This window comes from Cohnella sp. GCM10020058, assembly GCF_042683485.1.
GTDB lineage: Bacteria > Bacillota > Bacilli > Paenibacillales > Paenibacillaceae > Cohnella.
On the sequence record NZ_JBHUJV010000015.1, the window covers coordinates 174428 to 199412 of the forward strand.

Annotated in this window: 15 protein-coding genes and 2 pseudogenes; 11 read left to right on the forward strand and 6 right to left on the reverse strand. The window is 58.6% G+C overall.

Annotation, left to right across the window (positions count from 1 at the left end):
- Positions 1-30: 30 nt before the first annotated feature.
- From ACFSR7_RS25650 to ACFSR7_RS25665, 4 genes and pseudogenes are all read left to right on the forward strand, one after another.
- On the forward strand, positions 31-888 hold the full coding sequence (locus tag ACFSR7_RS25650) for a sugar phosphate isomerase/epimerase family protein (protein WP_378166527.1): 858 nt from the start codon (positions 31-33) through the stop codon (positions 886-888).
- A gap of 86 nt (positions 889-974) precedes the next feature.
- Positions 975-1247: pseudogene (locus ACFSR7_RS25655) on the forward strand (sugar phosphate isomerase/epimerase); the annotation flags it as partial.
- A gap of 298 nt (positions 1248-1545) precedes the next feature.
- Positions 1546-4677, forward strand: coding sequence for a beta-galactosidase (locus ACFSR7_RS25660; protein WP_378166529.1), 3132 nt, complete (start codon positions 1546-1548; stop codon positions 4675-4677).
- A gap of 249 nt (positions 4678-4926) precedes the next feature.
- Positions 4927-9030 carry an S-layer homology domain-containing protein gene (locus ACFSR7_RS25665; protein WP_378166846.1) on the forward strand — a complete coding sequence of 1368 codons (4104 nt, stop codon included), beginning with the start codon at positions 4927-4929 and terminating at the stop codon, positions 9028-9030.
- Positions 9031-9116: 86 nt separating this feature from the next.
- Here the strand turns inward: ACFSR7_RS25665 and ACFSR7_RS25670 are convergent, their stop codons facing one another.
- A complete protein-coding gene (locus ACFSR7_RS25670) occupies positions 9117-9548 on the reverse strand; it encodes a hypothetical protein (protein ID WP_378166531.1) in 432 nt (143 codons plus the stop codon).
- Between the two features lie 70 nt (positions 9549-9618).
- Here ACFSR7_RS25670 and ACFSR7_RS25675 point away from each other — a divergent pair.
- Both ACFSR7_RS25675 and ACFSR7_RS25680 read left to right on the forward strand, forming a co-directional pair.
- Positions 9619-9747: pseudogene (locus ACFSR7_RS25675) on the forward strand (SRPBCC family protein); the annotation flags it as partial.
- Positions 9748-9842: 95 nt separating this feature from the next.
- The gene (locus ACFSR7_RS25680; protein ID WP_378166533.1) at positions 9843-10373 is read left to right on the forward strand and encodes a VanZ family protein; all 531 of its coding nucleotides are present in this window, start codon (positions 9843-9845) and stop codon (positions 10371-10373) included.
- Positions 10374-10946: 573 nt separating this feature from the next.
- Here ACFSR7_RS25680 and ACFSR7_RS25685 read toward each other — a convergent pair.
- The 3 genes from ACFSR7_RS25685 to ACFSR7_RS25695 form a co-directional block, all read right to left on the reverse strand.
- Entirely contained in the window at positions 10947-13049 is a 2103-nt protein-coding gene (locus tag ACFSR7_RS25685) for a TerD family protein (protein WP_378166535.1), read from the reverse strand.
- 414 nt (positions 13050-13463) lie between these two features.
- Entirely contained in the window at positions 13464-13841 is a 378-nt protein-coding gene (locus ACFSR7_RS25690; protein ID WP_378166537.1) for a hypothetical protein, read from the reverse strand.
- Positions 13842-13891: 50 nt separating this feature from the next.
- Positions 13892-15127, reverse strand: coding sequence for an MFS transporter (locus ACFSR7_RS25695; protein WP_378166539.1), 1236 nt, complete (start codon positions 15125-15127; stop codon positions 13892-13894).
- A gap of 147 nt (positions 15128-15274) precedes the next feature.
- On the opposite strand from ACFSR7_RS25695, the gene ACFSR7_RS25700 reads away from it, so the two are divergent.
- Positions 15275-15898, forward strand: coding sequence for a TetR/AcrR family transcriptional regulator (locus tag ACFSR7_RS25700; protein ID WP_378166541.1), 624 nt, complete (start codon positions 15275-15277; stop codon positions 15896-15898).
- 919 nt (positions 15899-16817) lie between these two features.
- On the opposite strand, the gene ACFSR7_RS25705 is transcribed toward ACFSR7_RS25700, so the two are convergent.
- The gene (locus tag ACFSR7_RS25705) at positions 16818-17864 is read right to left on the reverse strand and encodes an NAD(P)-dependent alcohol dehydrogenase (protein ID WP_378166543.1); all 1047 of its coding nucleotides are present in this window, start codon (positions 17862-17864) and stop codon (positions 16818-16820) included.
- Positions 17865-18478: 614 nt separating this feature from the next.
- Here ACFSR7_RS25705 and ACFSR7_RS25710 point away from each other — a divergent pair.
- Together ACFSR7_RS25710 and ACFSR7_RS25715 are read left to right on the forward strand one after the other, a co-directional pair.
- Positions 18479-19114 (forward strand): glycoside hydrolase family 11 protein, encoded by a 636-nt coding sequence (locus tag ACFSR7_RS25710; RefSeq protein WP_378166545.1) that lies wholly within the window; start codon positions 18479-18481, stop codon positions 19112-19114.
- Between the two features lie 108 nt (positions 19115-19222).
- Positions 19223-20125, forward strand: coding sequence for a formylglycine-generating enzyme family protein (locus ACFSR7_RS25715; RefSeq protein ID WP_378166547.1), 903 nt, complete (start codon positions 19223-19225; stop codon positions 20123-20125).
- A 78-nt stretch (positions 20126-20203) separates the two neighbouring features.
- Here the strand turns inward: ACFSR7_RS25715 and ACFSR7_RS25720 are convergent, their stop codons facing one another.
- Positions 20204-21001 carry a Nif3-like dinuclear metal center hexameric protein gene (locus tag ACFSR7_RS25720; RefSeq protein ID WP_378166549.1) on the reverse strand — a complete coding sequence of 266 codons (798 nt, stop codon included), beginning with the start codon at positions 20999-21001 and terminating at the stop codon, positions 20204-20206.
- Between the two features lie 356 nt (positions 21002-21357).
- On the opposite strand from ACFSR7_RS25720, the gene ACFSR7_RS25725 reads away from it, so the two are divergent.
- On the forward strand, positions 21358-22956 hold the full coding sequence (locus ACFSR7_RS25725; RefSeq protein WP_378166551.1) for a response regulator: 1599 nt from the start codon (positions 21358-21360) through the stop codon (positions 22954-22956).
- A 17-nt stretch (positions 22957-22973) separates the two neighbouring features.
- Entirely contained in the window at positions 22974-24755 is a 1782-nt protein-coding gene (locus ACFSR7_RS25730; RefSeq protein ID WP_378166553.1) for a sensor histidine kinase, read from the forward strand.
- Positions 24756-24985: the final 230 nt, after the last annotated feature.

A 24985-nucleotide genomic window follows, 5' to 3' on the forward strand; every position in this document is an offset into this window, starting at 1 on the left:
CGGCTCGAAAATGGAGAGGAGCGAATCTGTGTGAAGCTGGGCGTCAGCACATACAGTCTGTATCAAGCGATCTTGCGAAAAGAGATGAACGTCCTGGACGTCGTCGATTGGACGGCGGACCAGGGCGGAGAACATATCGAGATCGTTCCCGTCGGCTACAACCTCTACGAGGAAGAGGGGCTCGCGGAAAAAATCGCAGCGCGGGCGGCGGCATGCGGCATCGAGGTGTCCAACTATGCCGTGCGGGGCAATCTCGTCGCGGAGAGCGAGGAAGCCTTCCGCGCGGAGCTCGAGCGGCTCAAGGGCGAGGTCGACATGGCGGCGAGGCTCGGCGTCAAGCGCATGCGGCACGATGCCGCGACGCACCCGGACACATCGGCGGCGCATTACGCACGGCTGCTGCCGCGCCTGTCCGAGGGCTGTGCGGAGATTGCCGACTACGCCGCCGGCTACGGCATTGTGACGAGCATCGAGAATCACGGCTATTTGCTGCAAGCCTTCGATCGGGTGCTCGGCCTTGTGCACGCGGTCGGCCGGGAAAACTTCCGCACCACGCTCGACGTGGGCAACTTCGTCTGCACGGACGGCGATCCGCTGGCGTCCGTGCTCGCAAGCGTCCCCTATGCGTCCATGGTGCATTTCAAGGACTTCTACGTGCGGCCGCCCGGGCGCGATCCGGGGGAAGGCTGGTTCCGCAGCACGGCGGGCAGATACCTGCGCGGCGCGATCGTCGGTCAGGGCGATCTCGACCTGCCGGGCATCGTGTCCCTCCTGAAGCGGTCGGGTTACGACGGCTATATCTCCATCGAGTTCGAGGGCATGGAGGATTGCCGCGACGGGACGCGCATCGCCTTGGCCAACGCGCGGCGTCTGTGGGACGAAGCGTAATTCGCGGACAATTAAGCGTCATTCGGCACGCTGGCCGGGTGGCGCGTTTTTTTTCGAAAGAGGAGAACCGAAAGAGAGAGGAAGGGATGAACATGTCCGGCAATAAAATCGGCGTGATCGTGGACAGCTTCCGGGTCGGCGTCCGGGAAGGCCTTCGCCGCGCGCGGGCGATCGGCGCGGACTGCGTGCAGATCTACGCGGTGGACGGGGAGATGGACCCGGCCGGCCTGACGGCTGCGGCACGCGCGGAGCTGCGCGCATACATCGCCTCGCTGGAGCTGGAGATCTCGGCCTTGTGCGGTGATCTGGGCGGGCATGGCTTCCAGGACCGGGCGACGAACGCCGCCAAGATCGATGAGCGAGGCGTTCCGGCAGGACGTTCGCGAAGGCAGGATCGGCGCCTTGTACGGCAAGATCAAGCTCGCACCGGGACTGACGGAGACGGTGACGTTCGCACTTGGCTTCGAACAGCTTGCGCTGACGATCCGGACAGCCGACGCTTGGTCCGGATCGGACCCGATTCGTCCCGGGAGCTGACTGCTGAGCTGCAGGTGAAAAAGGGCGGATAAGCGGGACTGAACCCTGTCATTAAGTTGGACGACAACGAAGACATCGAAGAAAATCGACGCAATCGAAGGCAACGGAGGAAACGATCCGATGAGCAAAATCGCGATTTTATATGACGAGAACCTGCCCTTCCCCGGCGAACGTCCCGACGCCCGCGCGCTGCAAGCGCTGGCGAAGCTGGGCACGCTGGCGGCGGCCGGGGAGTGGGAGGCGGCACTGGAGCATGCGACGGCAGCGATCCATCTTCAGGGTCCTTATTTTCCAAAAGAGGATTGGCCTGCGCTCACTGCCTTTCTGAAGCGGGGCGGCGGCCTGCTGCACATGGGCGGCGCGCCGTTCCGGCGTCCCGCATACCGGAGCGAAAACGGCATGTGGAGGTTGGAGACGGAGCAGACGGCTTACCACCAGCAGCTCGGCATTCACGAGCTTCTGCCCGTAGACCCCGGTCCGATCAAGAGTTATCGGGCTTCCGAGGAATTTCCGCTTTTCGAAGGCAGGGAAGCGCTGTTCGGGGTGCAGCCGACGTACGGCATCGTCGCGCACTTCACGACGCTTGACGACCATCCGGGCGACGGCGGGACCTCCGGCCCGATGGACGCGCATCTGTATCTGCTGCTGAAGGGCGTATCGCGAGACGGGCGCGAGGTGGCTGCGCCGGCCGTGCTGCTGGACAACACGAAGGGCGCCTTCGCCGGCGGCAGATGGCTGTTCGTTCATCTGCAGGCGGAAGCGAAGCTGTGGCAGGACGAGGGGCTGCAAGCGCTCGCGGACTGGGCCGCCTATTGCGCGAGAGGCGTGACCGAAATCTGGTTTAAGCCGAACTACGCCAGCTATGAGATGGGGGAACGGCCGGTCCTGACCGTGCAGCTCCAGCAGCTTGGCCGATTGTCGACAGGCTCGCGCCCGCGCCAGTGGTCTTTCGTGCTTGAGATCTTCCGTCCGGGCACGGACGGACGCCGCGAGTTTCTATGGAAGGAGCGCGCAACGCTGGATGCCTCCCGCGAGCTGCGGTTCGTGCGGCTTCCCGCCGGGTTGAACGCGGAGCCGGGCTATTACGAAGCGGAATGCCGGGCGACGTCCGACGACGGGGAGACCCGTCTGCTCCGCCAAGGCTTCTGGGGCTTCGACCGCGAGCTGCTGGCCGAGGGAGAATTCCTGGCGTGCGGCCGCGATTATTTCGAGCGCGGGGGCAAGCCGGTCCCGATCGTCGGGATGACCTACATGACGTCGGACGTGGCGCGCAAGTTTCTGCTGCTGCCGAACGCGGCCGCCTGGGAACGCGACATGACGGAGATGAGCCGGGCCGGCATCAACCTGATCCGCACCGGCATCTGGTCGATGTGGCGGCAGACGATGTTCGTCGACGGCCACGCGTCGGAGGAGACGATGCGGGCGATCGACGCCTTCCTGCTGACGGCCAAGCGTCACGGACTCGAGGTAACCTTCACCTTCTTCACGTTCACGCCGGAGCTGTGGGAAGGGTCGAATCCGTACCTGGACCCGCGGAGCGTGGAGGCGCAGAAGCGTTTTATCTCCTCGATCGTATCGCGGCACGCCTCCTCGACGCATGTGCACTGGGACTTGATCAACGAACCTTCCTTGTTCGATTCGAAAAACATTTTTAACGGCGCGCAGACGGCGGGAGATCCTTTTGAGCGGAAGTGGTACGCGGATTGGCTGAAGGCCCGCCATGGCAACAGCATCCGGGTCCTTCAGGAGCGCTGGAACATGACGCCGGAGGAGCTGCCGTACTTCGAGTCGGTCCGCGCGCCTACGGCGGCGGATCTCCAGTTCAAGATCACCGGCGTACAGCCCCGGCGCAATGCCCGGCTGCTGGATTACACGCTTTTCTCCATGGACATGCACAACCGTTGGATACGCGAGCTCAGCGCGACCATCCGTGACGCGCAGCCTGCGCAGCTCGTGACGGTCGGCCAGGACGAGGGCATCTGCAGCCAGCGGCCGTCCCCGTTTTTCTACGGACCGGCAGTCGATTACACAACCGTGCATACGTGGTGGCAGAACGACGACCTGATGTGGGACGGCATCTTTACGAAGACGCCGGACAAGCCGAACCTCGTCCAGGAAACCGGACTCATGTACGTAGAGACGCCGGAAGGCAAGGCGAAGCGCTCCGAAACCGAACTGAAGGCGATCCTCGAGCGCAAGTACGCGTACGCCTTCGCTTCGGGCGGGGCGGGCGCCGTGCAGTGGATCTGGAACATCAATCCCTACATGGACAACGTCAACGAGTCGAACATCGGGGCGCTGCGCGCGGACGGCACGCAGAAGCCGGAGGCGGACGTGTCGTACGATTTCGGCCGGTTCATGGCTTCGATCTCGGGCTTGTTCAAGGAACGCCGGCTGGAGGAGACGGCGGTCGTCTATCCGTTCTCCAACGACTTCTCGACGCGCAAGCTGGCGATGGACGCGACGACGCGGCTGACCCGCACGATGCTATACGAGCTGAAGCAGCCGATACGAGGGCTGTCGGAGTACGCGCTGGATTCGCTGGACGACCATCCGCCCAAGCTGCTGATCGTCCCGAGTCCGCACAACTTCAGCGGTGAGGCGCTGGAGCGACTGCTGGCGCATGTCGAAGCGAACGGCGGCATGATGCTGTTCACCGGCCCGATGGGGCTGGACGAGTATTGGCGTCCCACGTCCCGCATGGCATCCCGGATCGGGGAGACGCGCTGGGCCAACGTGCGGCGGGAAGAGCTGCTGCTGCTCGAGGGGCGGGCGCTCCCGCTCTCGTTCCCCAAGCTGCGGTTTGCCGAGACGGCCAAGGAGCTTCCGGCCGATGCGGAGGATGCGAATGGCGCCGTGCCGGTAACGGTTCATCCGCTCGGCCGGGGCAAGCTGATTCGTTGCCCGCTGCCCGTCGAGCTGAACGAGCGAAACGCGACGCTGGTAGAGCTGTACCGGTATGCGCTGGACGTGGCAGGCGTCGGACCCGAGCTGGAGTGGAGACGCGGCGGCGAGCTGCCGGGCGTTTTCGGACGCAAGCTGGACTTTGCCGAAGGATCGCTGTTCATCTTCGTATCCGAGTACGCGGTGTCGGCGGACATCGAGGTGCGCGATCCCGTCGGCGGAGGCATTTACCGCTTCGAGCTCGAAGCCGAACGCTCGGTGCTGTTCGCGATCGACCGCTCGGGCGCCGTAACCGCCGTTTATCGGCCGGACGAGACGCGGATCGAACGCTTGAACGAACAAGTATAATAGTCTTTTCCGACAAGCCGCCAGGGTGGATTCCTGGCGGTTTTGTTTTAAAGCGAGCCGAGCCGTCTCTCTCCGCCCCAAGTATGGACGTAGATCAACAAACGAGGGCGCCGCCCCCGATCCCCGCCCCGCTTTTTGTCGAAAGTTCACCAAATGATTACATAAAATTGGATTGGAATTGACATGGGCCATTTATAATCTCCTTTATTGGCAGCACGCATTAAAGAGAGGATGTGCCTGAAATTGAGAATGAGTCAGCCTGGCCTTGCCCGTATCGTCATCGGATCGATGGCGGTCCTATTATCCGTTCCCTTCGCCGTACCAGCGCCCGTGAAGCATGTCGCGCACGCAGAGCCGACTTATGGCGACGAAAACGGCGTGTTGATATTGGAAAACTTCGAGTCCGGCAATGCCGGCGTCGTTAAATTAAATCCGAAGCGGGTCGTATCGGCCAGCGCGTCGATCGAGAGCAGACCTCAGTACGTAAGAAACGGTGCTCACTCTCTTAAAATCGATTACGACATGATCGACGTCGTCGATAATCCGTCGCAGCTGGAGCTGGCTCCCGGTACCGGCAGCATCGCGATTCAAGGCAAGCCGATCAAGGTCGGCTTATGGGTATACGGCAACAATGACGGTCACCTGTTAACGTCGAAGTTCCGCGACAGCAAGGGTTCTTCTTTTACGCCCGAATATTATTCGGACGATGCCGTCGGCGTGAACTGGACAGGCTGGAAGTACATAGAGGTCGACGTTCCTCAGGATAAGATCGCAGGCAGCTCTATGGAGCTCTACTTTCAGGTGAAGCAGTCCGATATGTCCAAGAAAAACAAGGGGTCCCTCTGGATCGACGACGTACAGCTGATCTACGAGGACAAGGGGCTCGATCATGAAGTTCCTGTGATTCAAGCTGTCTCTCCGGCACCGAATGCCCTGCTGACGAGCGACCTGGATAAGTTCGAGGTGAGCATTCAGGACGTGCAAGCGGGCACGGACACGATGTCCGGCATCGACCCGACATCGATCACGCTGCTCGTGGACGGTCAGGATCTGACGGCTCAGGCGACCTACTCGGAGGAAACGAAACTGCTGACGCTGCCTGCAGCGCTCATCACGAGCGGCTACCACGAGGTCGTCGTGACGGCCAAGGATAAGGCGGGCAATCCGGCCCGGCTGAGCTATTCCTTCACGGAAGACGCCGGCGAGCGTCTCGTCATGTCGGCGCCGGCCGAGGCGATCAGCAATGAGCTGTACGAAGTGACCGTCTCCCTCGCCGGAGATCGGACGAGCAAGTCCTCGAAGGTCTCGCTCCAATACGACCCGAGCACGCTCTCCGTCGAGCAGATCGTCTCCAAAAACGGAACGACGGCAACCAAGACGTCCGATGCAGAGGGCGTGTTCCAGTTTGATGTGAACGATATTCAGTCTTCGGGCGATCTCGCCACGGTGCAATTCCGCGTCAGCTCCAATGCCGTACTGACTCGCGGTGAAAGCTTCAAGCTCGTGAAGATGAGCGGGGGCACGCTCGTTTCGGATGCCGCCAGCGTCTCTTCATTGGCCCAGCCCGTCCGTTACACCATCGCATTTCCTTACTTGATTACCGTTGATGGCGTAGGCTTGAATACGGCGACGACCTTCAAGGTGACCAAGCATGACGGCACGCCGTTTGCAGGCGCGGACGTTTTCCTGCGCGGATTGCTGGGACAGATGGCCGTCGTTACGGTAAATGCAAAGACGACGGTGTACTCGGACGACAATACGTCGAAGCCCGTTCTGACTACTCTTCAAGACGATACGCGTCTCTATGGATCGCCGGAAGCGGACGACGGCTGGTTCGAGGTAATGCTGCCCGACGGCGTGACGACAGGCTACGTTCAAGAAGCAAACGTCAATGTCGCATCGATCGTTCCTTTAAACGGTTCCTTGGGCAAGACGGACGAACACGGCGAGCTGAAAACCGACGTGGCGACATTGGCGAAGGGCACCTACAAAGTGCAAGCGGTCGTCGGCAGCCAAAATAGCGCGGCTATGAGCTTCGAGGTTGTCGAGCCGTACGGCACGCTGGAGCCGGAATACGTACAGACATACGTAACGGAGGACTTGTCTTCTCAGCTGAGCGTGGGCTGGACGACAAGCCCGCTGGCCAAGATAAACTACATTCAATACGTGAAGGCGGCAGATTGGAAAGAGGAAAAGCTGGCCCCGGACAATTCCAAGATCACGACGGTCAAAGCGGAGAGCGCGAATCAAGTGCTCAGTGAGCTGGAAAACGGGCCGAAGGGCGAGGTGCGTTTCCATACGGCGCTGATCGACGGGCTTAGCGAGTCGACCGCCTATAAGTATCGGGTAGGCAGCGACGATTACGAGTGGAGCGAGTGGTACGATTATTCGACGACGGATGCGAAGACGTCCACGCCGGTATCGTTCGTCTTCGTCACGGATTCCCACATCAAGGCCGACAACGGCAAGGAAACGTATCAATCGCTCATTCAAAACGCGCTCGACACGTACCCGGATACCCAATTCCTGATGCATGGCGGCGACGCTGTGGATGCGGGCGGCGCGTTCGCGGAATGGAAGCGATTCTGGGAGGCATCGGGCAGCTACGCGACATTCCTTCCTTCGGCGACGACGCTCGGCAACCATGACGTCAAGGCGGAAGGCAAGGAAGTCTACGCCAAGGGCGCGATTCTGCCGGACAACGGACCGGATACGTACAAGGAATACGCGTATTCCTACGATCTGGACGAGGCCCACTTCGTTGTCCTGAACTCCGAGGGAACGAAGGAACAGATGGCGCTCCAGGCAGACTGGCTGCGCAAGGACCTGGACAGCAACAAGAAAAAATGGACCATCGCGATGTTCCACCGTCCCGTGTATCATACGGAAGCCGGTCGCGGGGATCTCGTGGAAGACGTTAAGGTTTATTTTGCCGATATTCTCGAGAGCCATAAGGTCGATCTGGTCCTGGTCGGTCACGACCACGTGTATGCGAGAACGCATCCGATGGCGGGCGGCAAGGTCGCCGCGAACGGCGCAGGCACCGTGTACCTGGACGGCGGCGCTTCCGGCTGGAAGTTCTACGATGGCGAGAAATACGATTACCTGAACTTCTCGTTCGATGACGATGTGCCCGTTTATTCTCACGTTCAAGTCGCGAACGACGCCATTAAGGTTGAAGCGAGAACGCTGACAGGCGAGCTCGTAGATTCGTTTGCGATTGCCAAGACGAACGGCAGCACGGATCCGGGCACTCCCAACCCAAGCACGCCGAACAACCAGACGGGTATTGGAGAAACGGATAAGACGGTGCATGAGCTGACGGAGAAGGATCTGCAAGCGGTCCAGGCGAACGGCGATCTGACGGTGAAGGTATCGGGCACGATTCAACAGTTGAAAATCGACCCGAGCCTGCTGGCCAAGCTGGCCGCGAATAAAGTCGATTCCCTGGTCATCGCAGGCGACAATCAGCCGCAAATCCGAATCTCGGCAGCAGGGCTTAGTGCGCCGGCCGACGGATCGGATCTCGTCCTGACGTGGAAGAAGGAAGAATTCGCGAATGCCGGCGCTTTGAATCAGATCGCGACGGCTCCAAACGCGGAAGCGTCCAGCCGCTTGGCCTTCACCGTATCCTCCAACGGCAAAGCATTCGCTTACACGTTGGATTGGAACAGCTTGTCGCTTACGCCTTATACGAATTTGTACCGGGTGACCGAAGGCGGGAAGCTGGAGCTCGCGACCTTCAGCCTCGTCAACCAAAAGCAGACGCCTGCTCTGTCCTCGGGCGTGACGTATGCGGCGGTTGAAGTGAAGCATGGCTATTCGGATCTTGCGGCTTCCCATTGGTCGTATCCATACGTCCAGATGCTGTCCGGCATCGGCGTCATCCAAGGCACCGGCGACGGCTCGGTAAGCCCGGACAAGAAAGTAACGAGGGCCGAATTCACGACGATGATCGCAAGAGCGCTTGGGCTTCAGGCATCGGGCTCGGCTGCCTTTGCGGACGTGAAGGCAGGTGCCTGGTACGGCTCGGCTGTTGCCGCAGCGGTGGAGAACGGTATCGTAATGGGCAACGCCGACGGCCGATTCAACCCGAACGCGGACATCTCGAGGCAAGAAATGGCGGTCATGATCCAGCGCGCGCTGGACTACCGCAAGGTTGCGGTTCCGCAGGACGGCGGCGGAGCGAGCTTCGGCGATCAGGCCGACCTCGCGGCTTGGGCGCGCGAAGCGGCTCAAGCGCTGAGCAAGCTCGGCTTGATGCAAGGCGATGCGAACGGCAGCTTCAAGCCGCTGAACCCGGCGAGCCGCGCGGAGACCGCCAAGGTGATCTCAATGCTCTTGTTTCAATAATCGTTTCCAATAGCAGTAGGTCAGGAGAGACAAAAAGCAGACATCGCCGTCTGCTTTTTGTTTTGTTCGCATTTTCTCGCCGTTCTCTAATGACAGTTCTCCTTCACGTCGACCCGATCGTTCCGGATCGTGACGGTGGAATAGCCGGAGGCGCTTTCCGTGTAAGAACATACCGTTTTTTGAACCGTTTGTCCGCGCGCGTCGGTGTACTTGAGATAAATGCCGCCTTCGCCGTTGAGGCTTAGCTTGGGACTAATTGCTTTCTTTTGTCCGGTCTTGATCGTTTTCGCATAGGTGTGTTTGGCGCCGCTCTCGACCGCATTGCCGGCGGCGTCGCTGCGCAGGATGCCCGTCTCGACGGATACGAGGTCATAATCGGACTGATTGACGACGGTCACGGAGAAGCTTCGGAATTGCCTGAAAAATTCGTCGTTGGTCTTCCATACCGCGAAGAGAGACAGCAGGAGTACGGCAACGACGGCAGGTACGGCTATCGAGATTTTGGCGGCGCGTGTCATCGTTTTATCATCCCCTTACAAGGTAGACTCGTTAGGTCGAAGGAAGGTTGCATTTCAGAAATAGATTGACATGGCACTTAATAGCGTCCTAGATTTTGAATACGAGACGTCAATCGAGAAGCAGTGGTCCGCTTTAACCGATTCCGCCAAGCTGGCCAAGTGGATCGCCAACATCGATACAGGCAAACCGATGGAAAATAGCCAATCTTAAGGAAAATTTAAAAGTTAATATGGAAAAAAATTTAACAATACGCGCTAAAATGCACTAAAGAGCTGCAGAGGAGCGTGGAACGATTGAATGCGAAGTACTTTTCTCCTGTACTATGGATCAAGCTGGGCGCCGCCGCCTTGTTTGCGGGCTACCTTTACGTATTGATCAAGATCATTCTGTTCAAATTCAGCGACGTGAACGTCACCTTGCTCGGACGCCTCTTGCTGGAGGCCGCCGATCAGCCGCATAATATCGCCTACAGATTGCAGTTCGCCAACCTGACGCCCTTCGTATCGATCCGGGAAAATGTAGCGGGGCTGCCGCATATGCACGATACGATCAACCTGTTCGGCAACATCGCGCTGTTCGTGCCGCTCGGGCTGTTCCTCGGCTTGTTCGTCGGATGCCGTCTGCCCGCCGTGCTCTTCTATGCGCTCGGCGTCAGCCTTGCGCTTGAGAGCGCGCAGCTGGTCTTTGCCATGGGCAGCTTCGACGTGGATGATATGATCCTGAACACGCTCGGCGGCGCGATCGGCTACAGCCTGTTCGCGGGCTCGGGACTTGCGCGGGGAAGGCGGACTCAGGCGGGGGCGGGAGGCAGGGAGCGCTCTTAAATTTGTGTAAAGTGCTTGCGTTTCCGTAAGCGCTCGCTCGCCGCTCACTCGATACTTAGCATAGCGCAAAATTGCGCTATTCTCGCATGCAGTGACTCCACGCGCTTGCCCGCCGCTCAGGTGATACTTGGCATAGAGCAAAATTGCGCTATTCTCGCATGCAAAGACTCCACGCGCTCGCCCGCCGCTCAGATGATACTCAGCATAGCGCAAAATTGCGCTATTCTCGCATTTAAGGACTTGCCCCGCTCGCCCGCCGCTCACTCGATACTCGGCATAGCGCAAAATTGCGCTATTTTCGCATGCAGGGAATCCACGCGCTCGCCCGCCGCCTATTTTTACTAACTGCCATGATTCAGCTCCCAAGCATCACTATAGCTTTAACCAATCCATAATATCTTCTTCATTGTGCAGATAGTCTTGCGTATTTACCTTTATATCCATACCCGAAGCCAGGAACCTCTTGATATGAAGGCCATTTTATATTGCTCATGTTTCCTCCTGTCGATTAAAAGGGATAGCGATATCCTACTTCATAAAAAAGCTGCCGAGTTCCCGCGGCAGCCAGAATACCTATCCCATATACGCATCCATAATCAGCTCGATATCGTAAGGCGACACCCCTCGGTTCACGGCGAAGACGGATTCCGCTTGCTCGATCGATTCGATGAGCTCGCCTCTTGCCTGCGCATGGAGCAGGAACAAATCGTACAGGTCAGGCTTTCTCAGTTCAGTCATAGCCTGGCCCATCAGCGTCATCCCTTGCCGGTTCCCTTCCACGTTATTGTAGTAGTCTGGGTGCCTTGTCAGCGAGAGGTCGGTCCAGATTACGGTGCGCTTTGCTATATCAAGAATTACCGGAATCGCAACCTGCGTATTTGCCGCCAAGTCGATCTTATCGACAACGGTAGTAGGCTCGAATATTTCGCCGGAACCCGGATTTCTGCGTATCATCCATCCCACGAAGCATTTCGGCAAGTCGCAATATGGCTGCAGGGTGAAGGATTGCAGCGCGGCGACTACATACCGTACGCCCTTTCCGACCAGCGTGGGGATATGCAGGTCGATGAATTCGCAAGCGCCATGAGGCGCGGATACGATATCGCCGCTATGCACGACCAGATACTTGGAGGAACGCAAATTCGTATAGGAGATGTGATCGGCGTATCGCCATTTATGATCGTACAAGACGGCAGACAGGTCGATGTCGACTCTCCCGGTTGGCTGGCCGTCGACCAAGCCTTCTTTCCACCAAGTAAAAAAGCGGATCGTATCTCCATCGGGTATCGGTACGCGGCTGCCGCGAACGATGGTGCGCAGCGACTTGCTTGCTGACCGTTGTGAGAACGGAACGAGGCAGGTTTTAAGGCGTTGATCGATGTACGTCTTCCCAAGCGGAGGCAGCAAGGAGAAGCGGCGAACAAGCTCCTGCCGGCATGCGTCCACGATAGCGGAACATACGGCATCCGGAATGTCGGAGAGCGAATAAGGAATCGAAAATGCTTTGGCTACATTGCCTTTTGGGAAAAAGGTGCGCAGCTTCTGCGGGTTCGGGCGATTGGCGAAATGCGATTTGACCTGGAGCAATACAGGCGTCGCAATCTCGTTTATCACTTCTTCAAAGGCCAGCACAACGTACTCGCCGTGTTCTGTCGAACGCGCCAATTGATCCAGTCTTCTGGCAAACTCGCCCGGACGCTGCATCAGCAGATCGATAAGCCTCCAGACCTGATTCGACTGAAAAGCGAGTTCAACACTATTGTTGAACGTAACGAACGGCTTATCGTTCCGAAGGATATCGAAGGCTTCCTGACATTGAGGGAATCGGCGCTTATATTCTGACGGATGAAGAATCTCGCCCAAGCGAATCCAGCGCTGTTTGTGCCGGAGCATATCCTCTGTCATGGAGTTGCTCTGTTCTAGCAGGGAGAGCAGCAACTTTCTCTCAGGTCGCGTAAACTTGCGGAACCGCGTTGCCTCGGCGAGGCTCGTATCGCCGCCCGACCAGGCGACGGCAAGCCGCAGAACGTCGGTAGCCGTTTTGACGTATCGTCCGATTAAAGCCGGTTCAGCTTTGCCGTGTTTGAGAAGGGAGCCAACAACAAAAGCTGCATTTTCCTTAAAAGGAATCGTAGAAGGAAGTGTCTCTTTTAACGCTTCATTTTCCAAACAGCTGATCGCGGTATCTAGATCTTGTTTGTCGGTCTCCGAGATCGATCCTTTGGCACTCATGATGCGGCCGATGAGCAAGTGGAATTCAGCCCTTGATCCCAGGTCGATGACCTTCAGTTCGCGGCGCCCATCCTTCAACGGCATTCTGTCGCTGGCTTCGTTATGGGGCAGCTCCAAGGTGTAGTAATGATAGAAGGCGTTCAAATAAAGATCCGCATCGTGCTCCTGCATGAGTTGTCCGGGAAATCCGGAATACATCGGCCGATATTGGACATGAGCCCCGACCATCACCTTCAGATCGGCAACGATTCCGTCGAAGAGTACATGAAAGTCTTCAGCAGAAAGCAAGCTGGCCTCACGTGCCAAACGGGGCGAAAATCGGTATCCTAACGCCTCGATATTTTTCATGGCGGTAGCCAGTAAAGCCGTCGAGACCGGGTCTGAGCCCGGCATGCTGTCGATGATTACCTTGTTCTCGCGGCGCAAATAAATCGTATTAATCATCGTTATGTGCCCCCAAAATAAAAGAATCTCCAGGAAAGCTGCGACCCTAATTTCCGAATTGGGTTAGAAGGAAGGATCGCAATAGCCTGGAGATCAGAACCGGCAGCCGATGACCGCCAGCCCTGATGTCATTTATCATCCTCTATTTTCCGGGGCGCGAACAGGGCGGAAGTATTACTGTCTGCATGAATCGGCTCATATTCAGGATTCGAGGACCGTTGACCAGGTTGTGACCGATGGCGTCAATGAAGGTACCGGACCGCCATACCGAGCCGTCTTGGAGCAGTGCGTAGGAAGCGCTCTTCGAAGACGCCGTCTGCTTCACGTTGGCTAGAGATAGCCACAACGCTTGTCCCATAACGAAAAAGCCCGCCGGACAAACCGGCAGGCTCCGCCTCTCAAATTTCCTTTTAGTTACATGCTCGGGCTCAAAGCGGGAATAAAGCTCAATTCGCTCGGTGCGAAGCGCTGGTCCGTGACCAGATTGCCGAATTCGTCGATGCCGTAAACGGAAGTCAGCGTATTGGGCAGCGAGGTGGAGAACATGTCGATCTGTACTTCATAAGCGACGTTGCCTCCGATGAAAAAGGTTCTGACGTCATAGGAATTCGCGGGGACGTCATACGAGAGCATATACGCCGTATAGAAGGTGTCCGAATCGACAGAAGCGAAAACAGAAACGATGATACTTACAGGAGTCGTAAGATCCAGATTTCTGACGTTCAGGACGATGTTGGAGGCGGCCGTGTTGAAGTCTCTCGTGTTCGTCACCGTACCGGTTGAAAAAGCCATGACTATCACCTCCTCTTGGTATGGCATGATGTATCGTATGCGAGGTTTTATCAATCGCATGGACAAGTGTTGTCGACGATACGCCCCATTTTTAACGTGCATGCCCAAAAAACCAACGCGGCCAAGCTAACCGAGGCCCCCAGTATGCACACGCCAAGCCACCCCGCCCACGAATAAATCCAGGTCGAGGCGACTGCGCCTGCTGCGCTTCCACAGGAATAAAAGATCATGTAAGCTGCGGTCAGTCTGCTCCTCGCCTCCGGACGAACGCTTAAGAGCATGCTTTGATTCGTAACGTGAACCGCCTGCACCGCGAAGTCCAACATCACGACACCCGCGACAAACAGCCACATGGAATGCCGAAGCGCTCCTATGGGCAGCCAGGAAAACGATAATAGAAATAAAGCGATGCCTGTCGTCCATTGTCCGAATCCACGATCCGCCAGTCGTCCCGCACTGCGGGCCGCCAGCGCACCCGCTGCGCCGGCGAGTCCGAAGAGTCCAACGAGGCTGTGGCTGAACGACAAGGGCGGGGCGCTCATCGGCAGCACCATGGAGGACCATAAGATGCTAAAGTCCGAAAAAAGGAAGAACGCAAGCAGTCCGCGAACGGTCAGCAGCGGAATTTGAACGAATAAATCCTTGATGGACCGGAGCATGCCCGGATACGTGACAGTTCTTGGCGGGCGCTTGGAAGCGGGGGTGACGGTTATGAATAAATATGCAATGCAGATCGTAATCATTGCCGCAACTATATAGACGGATCGCCATCCGGCCATATCCGCCAGGATCCCCGAGAAGGTGCGGGCCAGTAAGATCCCAAGGACGATACCGCTCGTAACGACGCCGATCGTCTGGCCGCGACTTTGCTGCGATGCCCGATTGGCGGCAAGGGCCACGAGAACTTGTGCAACGACAGCCTGAAAACCGACCATGCCCATGCCGAGAAATAGAAACCATTTGTTCGGCGCAAACGCAACGATGCTTAATCCGATCGCGATGCATACGAGCATTCCGGTGACGAGCCGACGCGGATCGAGCATATCTCCCAGCGGGACCAGGAAAAATAATCCCAACGCATAACAACATTGCGTCGCCGTTACTACGATGCCGATGACAGCCTTGCTGATGCCGAATTCCAGCGTAATCGCATCAAGCAAAGGCTGAGAAAAATAAATCGTGGCGACTGCCAGGCCGCAGATGATTGCATACAGCAAAACCGCTGCACGCGTGAGATGCGTGTGTGACGCTTTGTCATTTGGACGAAACGCCGGAGAAGTAGACATGCAAATAACCTCCATAAATGTACCGTTTGGTACATTATTTATTCTCCGATTAACGCACTTATTTTGCGAATTGTCAACGAATAATTGACCTGAACAAAGAAAAAAGATATTATTTATGTACCAAGTGGTACTTTATCAGGAGGCTTTATGGCCAGAACTCGAGCATTCGATCAGCAGAAGGCGTTAACGGAGGCTATGCATGTTTTTTGGGAAAAGGGGTACGAGGCGACATCGCTTAGCGACTTAACCTCGCGCATGGGGATTCAGAAACCCAGTCTGTATGCAGCCTATGGAGACAAATCGTCCTTGTTCGAATCGGCGCTTCGAAACTATAACCAGCTGCATGCGAAGTCCGTGCGTTCGAAGCTGGTCAACAAGACGAGCGTCAAGGCGGCGTTCAGGCAGCTATTTCTCGATGGGGCGTTCCCGGGCGGTACGCAGGAGCAAAATGGTTGCTTCTGCTTGAATACGATGGTGGAGCTCGCTCCGCACGATGCGAAGCTTGAAATTTTGACGCGGGAGCATCAACAATATTTGGCGGCGATATTTCAAGAAACGCTGGAGCGGGGGGTAAATGCCGGGGAGATCGACCGCTCGCTCGACTGTCGGGCAATCGCGCAGTCTCTTTTGGCTTCTTTCGTCGGAATCACCGTATTGAAAAAATCGAACCTGAGTCGGGAATGGATCGATAATTGCATCGAGTCCGCGCTGTCGTTACTCATAGCGCCACCAAGCAGGGGACCTGAATCGGCGCATGAACCGAGGAAATGAAAAGGAGAGGCTGTCCCAAAGTCAATTGGAACAGCCTCGTTTCTTCTGATCGCCCGCGCGGCTTGAGCGGCCCTGCGCGGAAAGCGTCCGCGCGAGGCGCGGTAGCGCATGTGGACTGTCAACCTCAGCAGTTGGTGGCCGGGCGGGTGGCTCAGCGGGCTGCCGGGCAGGTGGCTGAACGGGTTACTGTGCCGGTGGCTGAACGGGTTACTGTGCCGGTGGCCGAGTGGTCTGCTCTGCCGGTTTCCGATTTGGTTGCTCTGTCGGTTGCTGAACGGGTTGCTCTGCCGGTTTCCGATTGGGTTGCTCTGTCGGTTGCTCAGCCTCGAAAGCCTGCAAATATACATCCTTTTCCACACTTGAATCGGTTTTTGGAGCAAATGCCTGCGTACGTGCATCTTTTGCTGCCCGAACCGCGCTTTGGGGGGCGCTGCCGTTACAAAAGCCTGCAGATTCGCATCTTTACCCATACGGCAATCGGGATATGGAGCAAAGCCTGCAGATTCGCAGGCATTTGCCCCCGCGCCGTTTTCCTGGTCCAGATCGGACTTAATCGCCCTGTCGATTCGTTCGTGGCCCGGCGATGGCTCAGCTGGTGGCCGAGCGGGTTGCTCTGCGTGTAGTCGCGCGGGTTGCTCAGCCTCGAAAGCCTGCAAATATACATCCTTTTCCACACTTGAATCGGTTTTTGGAGCAAATGCCTGCGTACGTGCATCTTTTGCTGCCCGAACCGCGCTTTGGGGGGCGCTGCCGTTACAAAAGCCTGCAGATTCGCATCTTTACCCTTACGGCAACCGGGATACGAAGCAAAGCCTGCAGATTCGCAGGCATTTTCCTCTCCTCCCTTTTCCTTGTCCAGACCATCAGCAGCCGGGAGACGAAGGGATCGTGCGTTGGAAGTCCGGTCAAAAATCGGGAGTCAAGCCTCCATCGTGCCGATATCGATGACGAAACGGTACCGCACGTCTGAAGCCAGCACGCGTTCCCACGCTTCGTCGATCCGGTCCGCGGAGATGACCTCGATCTCCGGCGCGATGCCGTGCTCGGCGCAGAAGTCGAGCATTTCCTGCGTCTCGCGGATGCCGCCGATCATCGAGCCGGCGAACGAGCGGCGGTGGCCGATCAGCGAGAATACGTTCACCGACAACGGTTCCGCCGGCGCGCCGACGTTGACCAGCGTGCCGTCCAGCGCCAGCAGCGACAGGTAAGCGCTCATATCGAGCTTCGCGCTCACAGTGTTCACAATAAGGTCGAACGAGCCCGCCAGCGTCTTGAACGTCTCCGGATCGCTTGTTGCATAGTAGTGGTCCGCGCCCAGCTTCAGGCCGTCTTCTTTTTTCTTGAGCGATTGAGACAGCACCGTGACCTCCGCGCCCATGGCATGCGCGAGCTTCACCGCCATATGTCCCAGCCCGCCGAGTCCGACGACGGCGACGCGCTTGCCGGGGGCGGCGCCCCAGTGGCGCAGCGGCGAATAGGTGGTGATGCCGGCACATAGCAGCGGCGCGGCCGCGTCAAGCGCGATCCCGTCCGGAATGCGCACGACGAAGTCCTCGGTCACCACGATGTGGGTGGAGTAACCGCCTTGCGTATATTGGCCGTACTTGTCGATCGCGCCGTAGGTGCCCGTCATGCCGTTCAGGCAGTATTGCTCCTCGCCCTTATGGCAATTCGGACACTCGCCGCAGGAATCCACCATGCAGCCTACGCCGACGCGGTCCCCGACAACATACTTCGTGACGGCCGGCCCGACCTGAGCGACGATGCCTGCGATCTCGTGCCCCGGCACGAGCGGATATTGAACCGGCCCCCACTCGCCGCGGGCGGTGTGGATATCGGAATGGCAGATGCCGGCGTATTTAATTTCAATAAGAACGTCGTGCGGCTTAAGCGCTCTGCGTTCGATCTCGGTCAGTTTGAACGGGCCTTCGGGGCCAAAGGTCGCACGTGCGTTAACGGTGATCATCGTAAAACCTCCTGGATGTTCATGATTTGTAGCGGAGCTGCGGGCAGCGCGCGATTTGACAATACGCCTTCGAGTAAGACAACGACGCACCCCATTCGGCAATCAATAAACCGCCGGCAGAAGCGCGGCGGTGACGTCAAGGTAAGACGACGTTAAAACAAACCGTTCGCGAAGTCCGGGGCATCCCGCGCGGAGGAGGCCATGACATAAGGATTCAGGTTGGAGCCAAAGCCGACCGGCATGCTCCGGGCCAGCGCGCCGCGCAAGCTCGATACGTTTTGTTTAATCGACTCGTGTCTATTATAATTGTCGCAAGCTTGCGTTCAATGGTTAAAAAAGCGCGATCTGTTCAGATGTGAACAAATCCGTGAAAAGTGTTGATTAATCGCGAGGGTCGATCCCGTAAGAAGCTTAAATTCTGTAAATTTATTGGAGGCCAATCTTTAATTTCTTAGGTATTTATGGATACGCTTACAATTTATAATGAACTCGGAGGTGAGGCAGTCGTACTCGGCACGATATCAGACGCGGCAAACGGGCGAGCTGCGCGAGGAAGGCCCAAGCGTGCCTGGAGAGGCATGATTAAATCCGAAACGAATACAAGGAGGAATATGATGTTTAAACTTTCAAAGAAAATGACTTCGGCATTGCTGGCGGCTACGATGAGCTTCGGCCTGTTCGCGACGGCCTCGAGCGCGGCCACGGACTATTGGCAGAATTGGACGGATGGCGGCGGGACGGTGAACGCGGTTAACGGTTCCGGCGGCAACTACAGCGTCAACTGGTCGAATACCGGGAACTTCGTGGTCGGCAAAGGCTGGAACACCGGCTCGCCGAACCGGGTCATCAATTACAATGCCGGCGTATGGGCGCCTTCGGGCAACGGTTACCTGACGCTGTACGGCTGGACGCGCAACTCGCTCATCGAATATTACGTCGTGGACAGCTGGGGCACTTACAGGCCGACCGGGACTTATAAAGGTACCGTGAACAGCGACGGCGGCACGTATGACATTTACACGACGACGCGCTACAACGCGCCTTCGATCGACGGCACGCAGACGTTCACCCAGTACTGGAGCGTCAGGCAGTCGAAGCGTCCGACCGGGAGCAACGTGGCGATCACCTTCGCCAACCACGTCAACGCCTGGAAGAGCAAGGGCATGAACCTGGGCAGCAGCTGGTCCTATCAAGTGCTGGCGACCGAAGGCTACCAGAGCAGCGGCAGCTCCAACGTCACCGTCTGGTAATGTCCCCCTATTAAGAGACACAAGACCGCCGGTCTAACCGCCGGCGGTCTTCTCTTTTTCAACGCCGGGGACCAATTGGCTTCGACCCGTCCGAAAGGAGGCAGATGCATGAGAAAGCTTACCTTGATTCCGCTTGTCGCCGCCGTCCTTCTCGCGGCCTGCGCTCGCTCGTCCGACGGCAAGCCGGCAGCGAGCACAACGCCCGCCCGCACTGCTGCAAGCGGGACGCCTGCCGCAAGCGATAACTTCGCGTTGATCGAAGGAGGGCATTTCACGAATACGAAGTCCGGATTTTATGGAAAAGAGACGGCGGTGTCGAACTTTTATATCGGCCGCTACGAGGTCACGCAAAAAGAGTGGACCGAAGTCATGGACGGCAACCCCTCGGCGTTTAGGGGCGACCGTCTGCCGGTGCAGATGGTAAGCTGGTACGACGCGGTCGCGTATTGCAATGAGCGAAGTCTGAAGGAAGGCTTGGAGCCCTACTACGTCATCGACAAAACGAACAAGGATCCGCGCAATCGGAGCGAAAACGATCCCCTGAAGTGGACCGTCACGATCCGCGAGGGAGCGGACGGTTACCGGCTGCCTACCGAGGCGGAGTGGGAGTATGCGGCCGGCGGCGGCGCGGCGAGCAAGAGCTATACGTACAGCGGGAGCAACGAAGCGGACGAGGCGGCCTGGTACTGGAGAAATGCCGGCGAGCAGCGTCTGTCCGGCGCCTGGAACTGGCCCGCCATCGAGAACAACCATACGCAGCCTCGGGCGGTCGGCGGCAAGAAGCCGAACGAGCTGGGGCTCTACGACATGACCGGCAACGTTCGGGAATGGTGCTGGGACTGGTATGAGGATCCGGAGCTCGGGAGCGGCCTGTACCGTATCGTCAAAGGCGGCGGGTGGATCGGCGACATCGGCAGCGGGGAGACGGCCTACCGCGGCAAGTTCGAGGCGAGCGGCGTCGGGCCGGACCAGGGATTTCGCGTCGTTCGCGCGGCCGGACCGAAGGCATAACGCCGCGCCAGGAAGTGCGGGCCATCCGTGAATCGTGCCGCTGCATCGGAGCCCGGTTCCGGCGCTTGCGGTGAGCCGCTACAGGTACCGCAGCGCCGGATCACCGTCCAGCCAATGGACCGGCAGCCCGGGAAATGCCATGCGCAGCCGTTCCGCCACGAGCCGCATGCCGGGCGCCTCGCTCTCGGCGTGCCCGATAAAGAGCATCGCCTTCGCGAATCCTAGATGCGCCGCGTCCCGTACGTACTCCGGCGTTTCCCATTCGGGTCCCTCTCCGGCGACGATCAGGTCCAGCCGCTGCTCCCGCAGCAGCGGGATCGCGAGCTCGCCGCCGCCGCGATAGCCTGCGAGCACGCCGATGCGGCGGCAGATCGCGCCGGGATCGCCCGCGAACCGGACGCCAGGCAGGCCGAGCCGCGCCTTGACGCGCGCGGCGACCTTGTCCGACCGCATCGGCGGGACGTCGAGCACCGCTGCGGCCGGCAGCATGCGCCGGAGCGCCGTCTCCCAGCCGAGCGCCCTGACCAGGCCTAGCGTGATCGGGTCGGGCGCCGCGCGATGGCAATGGTCGTGATGGCGATAGACACTTACGCCGGTTCGGTGCAGCAATTCCTGCTTGAACGCGTAGACGGGATCGCTTTCCTGGAACCGCGTAGGCATGCGGTGGCTGTAATAGAAGCCTTCATGAGCGATCAGCAAATCGGCGCCCAGCGCGGCCGCGCGTTCCACCGCGTCGATCGAGGGCATGAAGGCGACGGCCACGCCGCTGACAGGCTTATCCGGATCGCCGGGGCCGAGCAGAACGTCGACCGTGTCTTGAACGGGCGGCAAGCCGCCGCGCAGCCGTTCGATGATGTCGCGAATGGCGAAGGGCATGTCCAGCACCCGCTTTCTCTGGAATTACGGCGTTTTTTGCAGCGCCGCGCGCAAGATGCGTACCGTGCGCCGAGCGGCGCCGCGGACCGGAGCGTCCTCATTGTAGCAGAGCGCCTGTGCGCGGACACCCCCGCAAACCATGGCGCGGCACCCGCTAAAGTTTAGTTTCGCCAAGCCCAGGCCGCATTTGTTAAATTTACAAAGAAATATGCTAAGTTTTGAAAGTGCGGGCAAGACCGGGATGCGCTACAATAGAAGCAGCGAAGAAGGTTGACGCAGAATCAGATTTTAGCGCCATATTTGAAAGCGATTACAAAAAATCATGCCAAGGCGATTGAGCCGGACGGGAGGCTGCCGTGAGAAAGGTCATTCTGGTGGACGACGAGATGTTCGCCCGCAAAGGGCTGGCGGGCTTGATCCCGTGGGCGCAGTATGGCTTCGAGGTGGTCGGCGAGGCGGAGGACGGGGAGGAAGCGCTGGCGCTGATCGGGCGCCTGTCGCCGGACGTCGTTGTCACCGACATACGCATGCCGGTGCTGGACGGCCTCGAGATGATCCGGGAAGCGCAAGAGCGCGGCTATCGCGGCACGCACTTTATTATCATCAGCGGGTTCGGCGATTTCAAATACGCGCAGCAGGCCGTACGCTTCGGCGTGCAGGACTACCTGCTGAAGCCGATCGACGAGTACGAGCTGATCGGCTGCCTCGTCCGGATCGGCGAGCAGTTGAAGCGGGAGCAGGAGCGCACCGAGGCGGAGGACGCGCTGCGGCGTCCGTCGTTGTTCGAAGCGCTCGTGTCCGGCCGCGCGGAGGCGCGCGAGCTGGACGGGGGCCGCCATACGCTGGGATGGGCGGCGGATTTGCCTTACCGCTACTATGCCGTCGAGCTGAACGACGCGCCGCCTGAGGAGGATGCCGAAGCGGCGCTGCGCCGCGCAGGCGACGTCGCCCGCGCGCTTGCCCGCGCGGTATGCGCCGCGTCCGATGCGGGCGCCGTACCGCCTTGCGCCGGCGAGCCTTACGTTCACTTCCGGGATCGGTACGAGCTGGGCATGCTCCTCCCGGGGACGACCGGTGCGCGCGAGGCGAAGGCCTTGGGCGAGCGCCTGGCGAGAGCGGCCGGCTGCGGCGACGGCACCGTGCCCCGCGTCTACATCGGCGAGGCCGCGATCGGACTCCGGCGAGCCCGACAGTCTTTCTTGACTGCGCAGGAGACGCGCAGGTTAAAGTTCGCGATGGCCGGGGAGACGGTCCTGCTGTTCGACGAGATCCGGGACGCCGAGCCGGAAGCCTGCCGCGAGATTGAGTCCGCGGTGTATGCCGCGCTGCTGGAGGGGCTGGAGGAGCATGACACGGTCGCGATGACGGGATCGCTGGACCGGATGCTAGCCGCGTTCCGCGAGCAGCGCTTCGCGCCGGACGCCGTCGCCGCAGCCGTATCCCGCGTCGTATACGGGGCGACGGGCATCGTCCGTACGATGCAGGGCGACGACCGACGGCTCGCGACGATGAACGCGACGCTCGGCTGGCAGGAAGCCCCGCGCTCGCTAGCGGGCCTGCGGGATCTGCTGCTGGCCTTCCTGAAGGAATGCGCCGGCTACATCTCGTCGCTGCGCGAATCGATCGGCAAGGGCGACATCGCCAAGATCAAGGCGTACATCGACCAGCATTTTCACGAGAATATCAGCCTGAAGAGCATCGCGCAACGCTACTATATGAACGCGGTTTACCTTGGGCAGCTGTTCAAGAAGACGTACCGCGTCTACTTCAACGAATACGTGCTGCAGCTGCGCATCCAGGAAGCCAAGCGCCAGCTCCGCCAGACAGACAAAAAGGTGTACGAGATCGCGGCCAGCGTAGGCTTCTGCAATGCCGACTACTTCGTCACCCAGTTCGAGAAGGTTGAACGGAAGACGCCGACCGCATACAAAAATGCTATTGGCGAAAAGCTCTGATTATCGGCGGTGCAGGAATGCGAAAGAGATGGGGACGAATTCGGAAGCGGGCCTTCAGCTTGAACAATGTCAGGCTGCGCAACAAGATGCTGATCGTTTACTTTTTGGCCGTGTTCGTGCCGGTCGTACTGACGAACGTCATTTTCTACAACATCACGACCAACAACGTCAAGAAGCAGAAAATGAGAGACATCTCGCTCGCCATCGAGCAGATCCGCAACGACTTCATGACGCAGGTCAACGTGGCCGTCGGCATCTCCGCGGTCATCTACAACGATGCGCTGCTCATCGAATACATGGACAAAAATTACGACTTGCCGTCGGATTACGTATACAACTATCAGTCCTACATCATCAGCATGCTCAATAAATACAGCCCCGTCTACGAGGCGATTCAGCGCATTACGTTATATTCGGACAACGATACGCTGATCTACGGCGGACAGGTCGAACGCGTCACGGCAAGCACGAGAGAGCAGCCGTGGTACCGGCTCGTCCGCGATTCGGCGCTGTCCGCCCCGATCGTGCTGCGGACGGCGTACGATTATCCGGGCGCGACCGGCGACATGCTGAGCGTCGTCCGCAAGATCGGCAATGCCGAAGCCGCGGAGCCCTGGGAAAAGTACATGAAAATCGATCTCCATCCCGAAGCGATCAAGGAGATCTTCCATAACGTGACGCTCGAGGGCGATCTGTACCTGCTGCAGGGCAATGCGATCCAATATACGACCAATCCTGGCGTCGACCTTGCGCAGACGGCCGATTTTGCCGCGACGCCGGTGTCCAAGGACACGATTGTCATCGACGAGGACTTGAAGGACGTCCCCTATTTGTCCGACTGGCGGATCGTAGGCCGCTTTAAGGAAGCGGCGGTGCTGGAGGAGGTGCGCAAGTCCAAAAACTTCGTGCTGTACCTGGCCATTCCGAACGTGCTGCTGCCGACGCTGATCATCATCTGGTTTTCCCGGTCGCTCAACGCCCGGCTGGTGCGCATCCTCAAGCATATGAAAAAGGTGAAAAACCATTCGTTCGAGCCGATCGCCCGGCAGGACGCCGAGGACGAGATCGGGCAGCTGACGGCGGAGTTCAACCGGATGACGCTGCAGATCAAGAGTCTCATCCACGACGTCTATATCGCGGACATCCAGAAGAAGGAGCTGCTCATCAAGCGCAACCAGTCGCAGCTTCACGCGCTGCAGAGCCAGATCAATCCGCATTTTCTGTTCAACTCGCTCGAGACGATCCGCATGCGCAGCCTGATGAAAAAGGAAGAGGAGACGGCGCGCATCATTCACAGCATGGCCAAGATTTTCCGCAAATCGCTCACCTGGGGCAAGGACTGGGTGACGATCCGGGATGAGCTCGATCTCGTCGCTTGCTTCCTCGATATCCAGAAGTACAGATTCGGGGACAAGCTCGACTACCGGATCGAAGCCGACGATTCGGTGCTGGGTCTCATGATCCCCAAGATGACGCTGCAGCCGCTCGTCGAGAACGCCAGCATCCACGGCATCGAAAAGCTGAAGGAAGGCGGACTTATCCGTGTGACGGTCGGCAAGAACGAGGAGGGCCTCGTCTGCACCGTGCACGATAACGGAGCGGGCATCCCGCCCGACAGGCTGGCATCGATCCTTAGCGAGCTGGAGCAAAGCGAGGATATCGGGGAGAGCGTCGGCATCAAAAACGTCTATTACCGGCTGAAGCTGTATTATAAGGACAAGTTCGGCTTCGAAGTATCGAGCAAAGTGGGAGAGGGGACGACGTTTCGCCTCGTCGTGAGAGAGGATATTGACGCCTAAGACGCAGGAGAAAGCCGCCGGCGTTGGCGTAGAAGCAAGCAAGCTTTCTGTAATCGCCCGCAAGGCGACTACAGAAAGCTTTTTTTACGCCGCGCAACTTTTTTGCGAACAGACACGATTGTTGTGAACCGACACGTTTGTAGGCCCGGCGAAAAAACGTTTCTCTAGACCCACTCCATTTTCGCTTGCTAGTATGGATGGTATTGGAGAGGGAGCGAGGGACTACGGGA

What these genes read in the sequence shown, in the direction of transcription:
- ACFSR7_RS25660 (WP_378166529.1), top strand. Translation starts at nt 1,546, where the DNA reads ATGAGCAAAATCGCGATTTTATATGACGAGAACCTGCCCTTCCCCGGC.
- ACFSR7_RS25665 (WP_378166846.1), top strand. Translation starts at nt 4,927, where the DNA reads ATGAGTCAGCCTGGCCTTGCCCGTATCGTCATCGGATCGATGGCGGTC.
- ACFSR7_RS25670 (WP_378166531.1), bottom strand. Translation starts at nt 9,548, where the DNA reads ATGACACGCGCCGCCAAAATCTCGATAGCCGTACCTGCCGTCGTTGCC.
- ACFSR7_RS25685 (WP_378166535.1), bottom strand. Translation starts at nt 13,049, where the DNA reads ATGATTAATACGATTTATTTGCGCCGCGAGAACAAGGTAATCATCGAC.
- ACFSR7_RS25690 (WP_378166537.1), bottom strand. Translation starts at nt 13,841, where the DNA reads ATGGCTTTTTCAACCGGTACGGTGACGAACACGAGAGACTTCAACACG.
- ACFSR7_RS25695 (WP_378166539.1), bottom strand. Translation starts at nt 15,127, where the DNA reads ATGTCTACTTCTCCGGCGTTTCGTCCAAATGACAAAGCGTCACACACG.
- ACFSR7_RS25700 (WP_378166541.1), top strand. Translation starts at nt 15,275, where the DNA reads ATGGCCAGAACTCGAGCATTCGATCAGCAGAAGGCGTTAACGGAGGCT.
- ACFSR7_RS25705 (WP_378166543.1), bottom strand. Translation starts at nt 17,864, where the DNA reads ATGATCACCGTTAACGCACGTGCGACCTTTGGCCCCGAAGGCCCGTTC.
- ACFSR7_RS25710 (WP_378166545.1), top strand. Translation starts at nt 18,479, where the DNA reads ATGTTTAAACTTTCAAAGAAAATGACTTCGGCATTGCTGGCGGCTACG.
- ACFSR7_RS25715 (WP_378166547.1), top strand. Translation starts at nt 19,223, where the DNA reads ATGAGAAAGCTTACCTTGATTCCGCTTGTCGCCGCCGTCCTTCTCGCG.
- ACFSR7_RS25720 (WP_378166549.1), bottom strand. Translation starts at nt 21,001, where the DNA reads ATGCCCTTCGCCATTCGCGACATCATCGAACGGCTGCGCGGCGGCTTG.
- ACFSR7_RS25730 (WP_378166553.1), top strand. Translation starts at nt 22,974, where the DNA reads ATGCGAAAGAGATGGGGACGAATTCGGAAGCGGGCCTTCAGCTTGAAC.